Origin of the sequence: Sphaerisporangium sp. NPDC051017 (genome assembly GCF_040683095.1) — a bacterium.
In the GTDB taxonomy this organism is placed as follows: Bacteria; Actinomycetota; Actinomycetes; order Streptosporangiales; family Streptosporangiaceae; genus Sphaerisporangium.
Window position 1 is genome coordinate 1 of record NZ_JBFBCI010000007.1, and the last position, 8,264, is coordinate 8,264.

The 8,264-nt window shown below is 69.4% G+C and carries 7 protein-coding genes; 3 read left to right on the forward strand and 4 right to left on the reverse strand.

Translation table 11 applies throughout. The annotated features are described in order from the left end of the window. The first annotated feature begins 356 nt into the window (after window positions 1–356). On the forward strand, window positions 357–1,502 hold the full coding sequence (locus AB0M95_RS08590; RefSeq protein ID WP_363761242.1) for an Ig-like domain-containing protein: 1,146 nt from the start codon (window positions 357–359) through the stop codon (window positions 1,500–1,502). A gap of 96 nt (window positions 1,503–1,598) precedes the next feature. Here the strand turns inward: AB0M95_RS08590 and AB0M95_RS08595 are convergent, their stop codons facing one another. Genes AB0M95_RS08595 through AB0M95_RS08610 form a run of 4 tightly spaced genes read right to left on the reverse strand, consistent with a single transcriptional unit; the run spans window position 1,599 to window position 5,860 of the window. Further along, window positions 1,599–3,245: a ubiquinol-cytochrome c reductase cytochrome b subunit gene (locus AB0M95_RS08595; RefSeq protein WP_363761244.1), complete on the reverse strand. Its 1,647-nt coding sequence runs from the start codon at window positions 3,243–3,245 to the stop codon at window positions 1,599–1,601. After that, window positions 3,242–4,393, reverse strand: coding sequence for a Rieske 2Fe-2S domain-containing protein (locus AB0M95_RS08600; RefSeq protein ID WP_363761246.1), 1,152 nt, complete (start codon window positions 4,391–4,393; stop codon window positions 3,242–3,244). The genes AB0M95_RS08595 and AB0M95_RS08600 overlap by 4 nt, the downstream gene beginning before the upstream one ends. Continuing rightward, a complete protein-coding gene (locus AB0M95_RS08605) occupies window positions 4,386–5,216 on the reverse strand; it encodes a c-type cytochrome (RefSeq protein ID WP_363761248.1) in 831 nt (276 codons plus the stop codon). Before AB0M95_RS08605 ends, AB0M95_RS08600 begins: the two co-directional genes overlap by 8 nt. Before the next feature lie 17 nt (window positions 5,217–5,233). Then, on the reverse strand, window positions 5,234–5,860 hold the full coding sequence (locus tag AB0M95_RS08610; protein WP_358513295.1) for a heme-copper oxidase subunit III: 627 nt from the start codon (window positions 5,858–5,860) through the stop codon (window positions 5,234–5,236). Window positions 5,861–6,041: 181 nt separating this feature from the next. On the opposite strand from AB0M95_RS08610, the gene AB0M95_RS08615 reads away from it, so the two are divergent. Continuing rightward, window positions 6,042–6,440 (forward strand): hypothetical protein, encoded by a 399-nt coding sequence (locus tag AB0M95_RS08615; RefSeq protein WP_358514204.1) that lies wholly within the window; start codon window positions 6,042–6,044, stop codon window positions 6,438–6,440. Window positions 6,441–6,462: 22 nt separating this feature from the next. Continuing rightward, entirely contained in the window at window positions 6,463–7,536 is a 1,074-nt protein-coding gene (gene trpD, locus AB0M95_RS08620) for an anthranilate phosphoribosyltransferase (RefSeq protein WP_363761250.1), read from the forward strand. The last annotated feature ends 728 nt before the right edge of the window (window positions 7,537–8,264 follow it).

The following is an 8,264-nucleotide window of genomic DNA, read 5'->3' on the forward strand; positions in this document are numbered from 1 at the left end:
TTCCAACCCGGGGCCAACTCCCCCCCGTTAGCCCCCCCTCTCCCCCCCCCCCCCCCGGGCCCCCGCCTCAGTGGGGGGGGGGGGGGGCGGTTCCCCCAAGGGACCGCCCGCCGCCCGCGATTCTTTTTTGGCGTGTCGTACCCGCCTTTCTCCCATCGGGCGCGGTACGCGACCGGGTGTAACCGGGTAATAACTCCCAAGGAGTGATCCATCGGAGACGGGGGAGACGTCACGTGGGACACGTCGAAATCCGGGTGGTCGCCCTTGGCACGGGGGCGCTGGCCCTGCTTCTGGCAAGTGCTTGTGCGAGTTCCGGCACCCAGAAGGGTGCCGAAGGTTCACGTCAGGACGTGGCTGTGAGCGTCTCTCCGGGCAACGGGGCCACCCAGGTGGCCCCTGAGCTGCCCGTCACGGTCGGAGCCGTCAACGGCGCGCTCAGGAGCGTCAGCGTGCGCACGGCGTCGGGGAACACGCCGGTCGAGGGCGTGCTGAGCGCGGACCGCACCCAGTGGCGCAGCAAGCGCGCCATGTCCCCGGGCGAGACCTACAAGATCACGGCGGTGGCCGTGGGGCCCGGCGGCACCAAGGAGGTGACCAGCGAGTTCTCCACGCTCAAGGCCACCAAGGTGTTCGCCGTCCACAAGATCCTTCCCAACAAGGACATCACCGGCCTCACCGTCGGCATCGGCATGCCGATCATGCTGACCTTCGACCAGCCCATCACCGACCGCGTGTCGGTCGAGCGCAACCTCATGGTGCAGGCGTCCAAGCCGGTCGAGGGGGCGTGGCACTGGTTCGACGACAAGTCGGTGTCCTTCCGTCCCAAGCAGTGGTGGCCGGCGCACACCAAGGTCAAGCTCATCGCCCACCTGGCCGGCGTCCGCGGCGGGCCCGGGATGTACGGCGGGCAGGACTACGTCCGCGAGTTCGAGATCGGGCGCGCGCAGATCAGCCACGCCGACACCACGAGCCACCAGATGACGATCAGGCGCGACGGCAATGTCATCAGGTCGGTGCCCCTCAGTGCCGGTCAGGGCGGCTCCTGGAAGTACTACACGACCAACGGCGTCCACCTGGCGATGTCGCGGGAGGACGTCACCACGATGACCTCGCCCGACGCCGGTCCCGGCCAGCCGGGGTACTACAGCCAGACCGTGTACGACACCGTGCGGATCTCCGACACCGGCGAGTACGTCCACGGCGCGCCCTGGTCGGTGGGCTCCCAGGGCAGCTCCAACGTCAGCCACGGCTGCATCAACATCAGCCCGTCCAACGCCAAGTGGTTCAAGGAGACGACGCTCATCGGTGACCCGATCATCGTGAGCGGCTCCCCGCGCCAGCTCGACCCGGGCAACGGATGGGGGCACTGGCAGGAGCCCTGGCAGCAGTGGCTCCGGTGGAGCGGCCTGCGCTCCGGCTTCACGACCGAGGCCCTGACCGCCCACCACGAACCCAGCACCGGCATCCCCGCGAGCGAGTCGAAGAAGAAGGTGACGTCCTGACGGCCGCTCCTCGGCACGGCGCACACAGAAAGAGGGGGTCCGGGCGATGCCGCCCGGGCCCCCTCTGTACGTCCAGCTCTGCAGGTCCCAGCGACCTCAGTGGCCGATGGACTTGGACTCGTTCCCCGCGCCCACGCCGGCGTGGCCGTGGCCCTCGCCGTGGTGACCGTCGGTCTCCAGCGAGATCGACTCGGCGTCGGCCGAGTAGGTCTGGCTGAGCTTGGCCCTGAGCCGCCCGAGCGGGTTGCGCATGCCCTTGGGGGGCACGCCCTCGCCGTCCGGGGACGCCTCGACGGAGGGAATGTGCTTCTTGCCCTGGACGTGGGCCGCCAGGTCCGCGGCCGGGGGAACGTGCACCTCGATGTACTCGCCGTGGGGCAGGCGCTTGATGACGCCGGACTCCACGCCGTGCAGCAGCGTCTCCTGGTCCCTGCGCTGCAGGCCGATGCAGAAGCGGTACGTCACGAAGTACGCGATGGCCGGCCCGACGAAGATGGCGATGCGGCCGACCTCGGTCGTGGTGTACAGCGGGATGTGGAACGTCGAGGAGATCTCGTCGTTGGCGCCCAGCAGCCACAGGATGCCGTAGAACGCGATCGCCGAGATGCCGATCGAGGTGCGGTGCGGGTTGTTGCGCGGCCGGTCGGCGATGTGGTGCTCACGGTCGTCACCGGTGATCCACCGTTCGGCGAACGGGTAGAGCGCCAGGCCGGTCATGATGATGCCCATGGGCACCAGGGCCGGGATGAGCACGCTCAGCGGCAGCGTGTGCCCGAGGAAGTTGATCTCCCAGGCGGGCATCAACCGCAGCGCGCCCTCCAGGAAGCCCATGTAGAAGTCGGGCTGCGACCCCGCCGAGATGTCCGCCGGGGTGTACGGGCCGAACAGCCAGATCGGGTTGATCTGGGCGAACGTTCCGAGCAGCGCCAGGGCGCCGAACGTGAACAGGAAGTACGCGCCCGCCTTGATCATGAAGGTCGGGTAGAACGGCGCGCCGACCACGTTGGTCTCGGTGCGGCCCTTGCCCGGCATCTGCGTGTGCTTCTGCACCCACATGAGGATCATGTGCGCGGAGATCAGCGCCAGCAGGATGCCCGGGATCAGCAGGATGTGCAGGCTGTAGAACCGGGAGATCACGTCCTCGCCGGGGTACTCCCCGCCGAACAGGAAGAACGTGATGTAGGTGCCCACCAGCGGGATCGAGATCGCGACGCCCTCGGTGATCCGCAGGCCCGCGCCGGACAGCAGGTCGTCCGGCAGGGAGTAGCCGGTGAGGCCCTCCGCGAGCGCCAGCGTGAGCAGCAGCACGCCGATGATCCAGTTGAGCTCGCGCGGCTTGCGGTACGCCCCGGTGAAGAACACGCGGAGCATGTGCACCATCATGCCCGCCACGAACAGCAGCGCCGCCCAGTGGTGGATCTGACGGATCAGCAGGCCGCCGCGCACGTCGAAGCTGATGTGCAGCGCCGACGCGTAGGCCTCGGACATGCGGACGCCCACGAGTTGCTGGTACGCGCCGTTGTAGACGACCTCGCCCATGCTCGGCTTGAACCAGAACGTCAGGAACGTACCGGTCAGGAGCAGGATGATGAACGAGTAGAGCGCGATCTCACCGAGCAGGAACGACCAGTGGTCCGGGAAGACCTTGCGAAGGTTGCGCTTGAGGAAGTTCCCGGCGCCGAGGCGATCGTCGAGGAAGGTCGACGCGCCGGCGATGGGCTTCGGAACGGTGTCCAGGCTCATGCCTGCCCCCTAGCTTCCGCCTCCGCGTCCCCGCGCTCCCAGAAGCTCGGGCCCACCGGGACGTTGAAGTCGCTCTGTGCGATCAGGTACCCCTCGTTGTCGACACCGATCGGCAACTGGGGCAGAGGACGGGCCGCAGGGCCGAAAATGACCTTGGCGCCGTCGGCCGCGTCGAAGGTGGACTGGTGGCACGGGCAGAGGATGTGGTGCGTCGTCTGCTCGTACAACGCCGCCGGACAACCCACGTGGGTGCAGATCTTGGAGTAGGCGACGATGCTGTCGTGCGTCCAGTTCAGGTTGACGCCGGGCTTGAGGTCCTCGGGCCTGAACTTGATGAGGATCAGCGTGGCCTTCGCCAGGGCGTTGAGGTCGTCCTCGTGCCCTTCCGGCACCACCGACAGGATGCCGCCGGGGGAGTTGAAGTCCGCCGCGCGGATCGGCTGGCGGGTCCCCTCGACCATCAGGCGAAGGCCCTTCTTCCACACCGTGTGCCGCAGCGAGGTGCCGGGCAGCGGGCCGAGGTCCTTGAGCAGCACCAAAGGCAGCAGGCCGAGCGGCGCCGACGCCAGCAGGAGCGTGCGGCGCAGCATCTTGTGCCGCAGCAGCCCGCTCTCGTTCGCGCCCTCGAGGAAGGTCTTGGCGACCTCCTCGCGCGTCGCGGAGCCGGAGGCCATCGGGTGGCGCTGCTGGACCAGCGTGTACTTCGGCATGATCTGACGGGCCCAGACCACCAGCCCCGCCGCCAGCGACAGCAGCGCGACGGCCAGCGAGCCGCCGAGCGCGAGATTGGAGGTCGCCGTCTTCTCGACCGAGCCGACCTGGAAGATCACGTAGGACGCCACGAAGCCGACCGCGGCGACGAACGTCAGCAGGAACAGCAGCGAGGCCCGGCGCTCGCCCTTGCGGGCGTCCGCCGGGTCGGGGTACTTGACCTCGCCGACCACCGGCTCGTCGGCCGTGTGTTCGTCGTGCTCGCCGTGCGCGAGGGCCGCGGCGTGCCCGTTGCCCTGGGGACGCGCGCCCGCGTCGGGGCCGAGCAGGGAGTCGCCGCCGCGCGGCGGGGGCGTGCCGATGACGCGCCGCGGAACCCGCGGGCTTTCGCCCGGCTCGATCCCACCCGGCTCGATCTCATTCGGATTGTCAGTCATGGTTGACCTGCCGCTTCTTCGCGGTGATCCAGATGGCGGCGATGATCAGCAGGCTCAGGCCGCCGACCCATGCCACGAGGCCCTCGGTGACCGGGCCGATGCGGCCGAGGCCGTTACCGCCCGGGTTCGGCTCGTGACGGACGCCCACGATGTAGGCGATCATGTCGCGCTTCTGCTCGGGGGTGATCGTGCTGTCGTTGAACACCGGCATCGCCTGCGGGCCCGTGGCCATCGCCTCGTAGATCTGCGTCGGCGAGGCGGGCTCCAGGGACGGCGCGTACTTGCCGTAGGTCAGCGCGCCGCCGGCGCCCACGAAGTTGTGGCACTGGATGCAGTTCGCCCGGAACAGCTCGCCGCCCTTGGCCGGGTCTCCCTTGGAGGGGTCGACGGCCTCCAGGGAGGGCTTGGTGGGACCGCCGCCCAGCGACTGCACGTACGCCGCGAGCTCCTTGACGGTCTGGGGGTTCACCCACTCCGGGGGACGCTTGCGCGGGGCCTGGGGGCCGGGGTTCGCGAACGGCATGCGGCCGCTGGAGACCTGGAAGTCCACCGCGGCGGCGCCGACGCCGATGAGGCTCGGGCCCGAGGCACCGCCGGGCGCGTAGGAGCCCTCGGCGTTGAGGCCGTGGCAGCTCGCGCAGTGCGCCGCGAACAGCTCCTTGCCCGCGGCCACGTCGTCCGCCTTGCCGGAGGCGATCGCCGCGTCAGCCCGGTCGCCTCCGGGCATCAGCAGGGCGTACACCCCTCCGAGGAGGCTCAGGGCCAGAAGGAGGACGGCATATCGCGCGAGTGGATGCCGCCTCCGTGCGGTGATCGAGTTCACCGATATCCTCGTTCCGATCATTTGATGATGTAGATGGTCGCGAAGAGGCCGATCCAGACGACGTCGACGAAGTGCCAGTAGTAGGACACGACGATCGCGCTGGTGGCCTGCTCATGGGTGAAGCGCTTCGCGGCGTACGTGCGTCCCAGCATGAACAGGAACGCGATCAGGCCACCGGTCACGTGCAGGCCGTGGAAGCCCGTGGTCAGGTAGAAGACCGAGCCATAGGCGTTGGACGACAGGGTCAGGCCCTCTTCCACAAGGTTGTGGTACTCGTACAGCTGACCCCCGACGAACCACGCGCCCATGAGGAAGCTGACGACGTACCAGAACCGGAGCTTCCTGACCTGCCCCTTCTCGGCGGCCCACACGCCCAGCTGGCACGTCACACTCGACAGGACCAGAACGATCGTGTTGACAAGCGCGTACGGGACGTCCAGGTGGACGCCCTCGGGAAGAGTGGGCCATGGCCTGTCCAGGCCGAGGCTGACCGACCGGATCGTGAAGTACATCGCGAACAGCGCCGCGAAGAACATGAGCTCAGAGGACAGCCAGACGATCGTGCCGACGCTGACCAGGTTCGGCCTGCGGGACGATGGGGCTGTCGTCGTCGTGATTGCGGATGCTGTCGCCACGCGCAGCATTATTGCGGCTGTGATGGCCGGGTCGCCGCACGACCCCCCGCTAAGGGGCACTTCACGCGAATAAACCGGACATACGCCCGGATCCACGCCAAGTGTGACTCGTCTGGGATTCCGTCGGCGGGGACCGGTAGCATCCGTGGTGACCATACCTCGTCAATCGATAGTGAGCGCGACCGTGAGCATGAGGGTTCTCGTCTACAGCGACGACGCGGGCACCCGCGAGAAGGTGCGGCTGGCGATCGGACGGCGTCCGGCCGCCGACGTGCCCCTCGTCGAGATCATCGAGTGCGCCACCCAGCCCGCCGTCCTCAAGCGGCTCGACTCCGGCGAGATCGACGTCGCCGTGCTGGACGGCGCGGCCGTCCCCGCCGGCGGCATGGGCGTCTGCCGCCAGGCGAAGGACGAGGTGTACGACTGCCCGCCGATCTGCGTGATCGTCGAGCGCCGCGACGACCGCTGGCTCGCCGACTGGTCGCGCGCCGACGCCGTCGTGGCCCAGCCGATCGACCCCATCGCGCTCGCCGAGGCCGTCGCCGGCCTCATGCGGCGCCGCTCGGAAACCCGCATCTCCTCTCACTGACCTCTCACTGACGGAGACCCCCATGGACGCGCGCACCACGTGGCCCGCGCTGCTCACCGCCCTGCTGTCCCGCGAGCACCTCAGCGCCGACGAGACCGCCTGGGCCATGAGCGAGATCATGTCCGGGTCCGCGACGTCCGCCCAGATCGCGGGCTTCGTCACGGCCCTGCGCGCCAAGGGGGAGACGGTCGCGGAGGTGGCCGGCATCGCGCGCGCCATGCTCGACTACTCCACCCCCCTGAAGATCGACGGCCCGACGGTCGACATCGTCGGCACCGGCGGCGACCGCGCCCACACGGTCAACGTCTCGACGATGGCCGCCATCGTCGCGGCGGCGGCCGGGGCGCGCGTGGTCAAGCACGGCAACCGCGCGTCCTCCTCGTCCTGCGGGGCCGCCGACGTGCTCGAACACCTCGGCGTCGTCCTGGAGCTGTCGCCGGAGGCCGCCGCGCGCACCGCCGCCGACGCCGGCATCACGTTCTGCTTCGCGCCGGTCTATCACCCCGCGTTCCGCCACGCCGGGCCCACCCGCAAGGATCTCGGCGTGCCCACCGTCTTCAACTTCCTCGGCCCGCTCACCAACCCCGCCCGCCCGACGGCCCAGGCGATCGGCGTGTTCGACGCGCGCATGCTGCCGGTCATCGCCGGTGTCTTCGCCGAGCGGGGCGTGTCCGCGCTGGTCTTCCGGGGCGACGACGGGCTGGACGAGCTGTCCACCGCCACGACCTCGACGGTCTGGGTGGTCGGGGATGGCACGGCCGTGGAGACGGGCTTCGACCCGCTGGACATCGGCGTCCCGCGCTCGGAGCCGGACGCGCTGCGCGGCGGCGACCGCGAGTTCAACGCCCAGGCGGTCCGCGACCTGGTCGGAGGCAAGACCGGGCCGGTGCGTGACGCCGTGCTGCTCAACGCGGCCGCCGCCCTGGTCAGTCTCGACTCACTCACCCCCGGCGTCACCGAGTCCGGCGCCCCGGGCGAGGCCCTTGTCGCGGCCATGGGTTCGGCGTACGCGCGTGCCGCCGAGGCCGTCGACTCCGGGCGCGCGGCCGACACGCTGGCACGCTGGGTCGACATCAGCCGCTCCCACAAGTCCTGACCCTCCGCAGGACGCCGGCCGGGCTGCGCGACCGCGCCGCCCGCCCTGGTGCTCGGCTTCGCCCAGATGGCTGCCGCAAAGCCGGTGGTCCTTCCCTCCGCGGCTCCCACTGGCCGTGATCATTCCTCCGGGAGGAGGCGTCTCCTTCACGGATGGCGCGAGATCCTCCCTGGAGGGGATGTCGCGATTTCGTGACATTTCTGCGTGCCCTGCCAGGGCACGCGTGGTGGTCCGTCGTCTCGCCCATCGCCGCCGTGCACGACGGCGCCGTCACCGCCGTCCCGTGTCCGGGCGAGGTCCGCACGTCACGTCATGGCCCCCGCGGCGGGGCCGGTCCGGGTGAGCGACCTCGGACCGGGAACCGCGCATATAGCGGTAGCCGATCGCATGGATCCCTTCACTTGCGAAGAGCGTGTTTAGCCGACAGGTCAAACAGTGGAGCTCCCGAGGCGAGCGGTAAAGACTTGGCGGGTGCACCCATTGGATTCCAACGGCTTTGCCCCGCGAAGTGCCGAGGAGGTACGGACATGCCGTCGGTCTCCTCAATGGTGAATACCGGCATCGGCCGGGTTATTCGAGTGGTCCGCAGGTACAGGCCGGTCGGGACGGATGGAACCGCATTTCCGTCGATGGCCGTCGCTGGAGCGCCATTCTCGGGCCCGTGACCGTCTCCGTCGAGGGGACCGGCCGTCGCAGGCTCGCCGCAAACCGATGTTCCGCAGGCGCGG

Excerpts from the sequence above, each read along its gene's own strand:
- AB0M95_RS08595 (WP_363761244.1), bottom strand. The coding sequence starts at position 3,245 with ATGAGCCTGGACACCGTTCCGAAGCCCATCGCCGGCGCGTCGACCTTC.
- trpD (WP_363761250.1), top strand. The coding sequence starts at position 6,463 with ATGGACGCGCGCACCACGTGGCCCGCGCTGCTCACCGCCCTGCTGTCC.
- AB0M95_RS08610 (WP_358513295.1), bottom strand. The coding sequence starts at position 5,860 with ATGCTGCGCGTGGCGACAGCATCCGCAATCACGACGACGACAGCCCCA.
- AB0M95_RS08615 (WP_358514204.1), top strand. The coding sequence starts at position 6,042 with ATGAGGGTTCTCGTCTACAGCGACGACGCGGGCACCCGCGAGAAGGTG.
- AB0M95_RS08600 (WP_363761246.1), bottom strand. The coding sequence starts at position 4,393 with ATGACTGACAATCCGAATGAGATCGAGCCGGGTGGGATCGAGCCGGGC.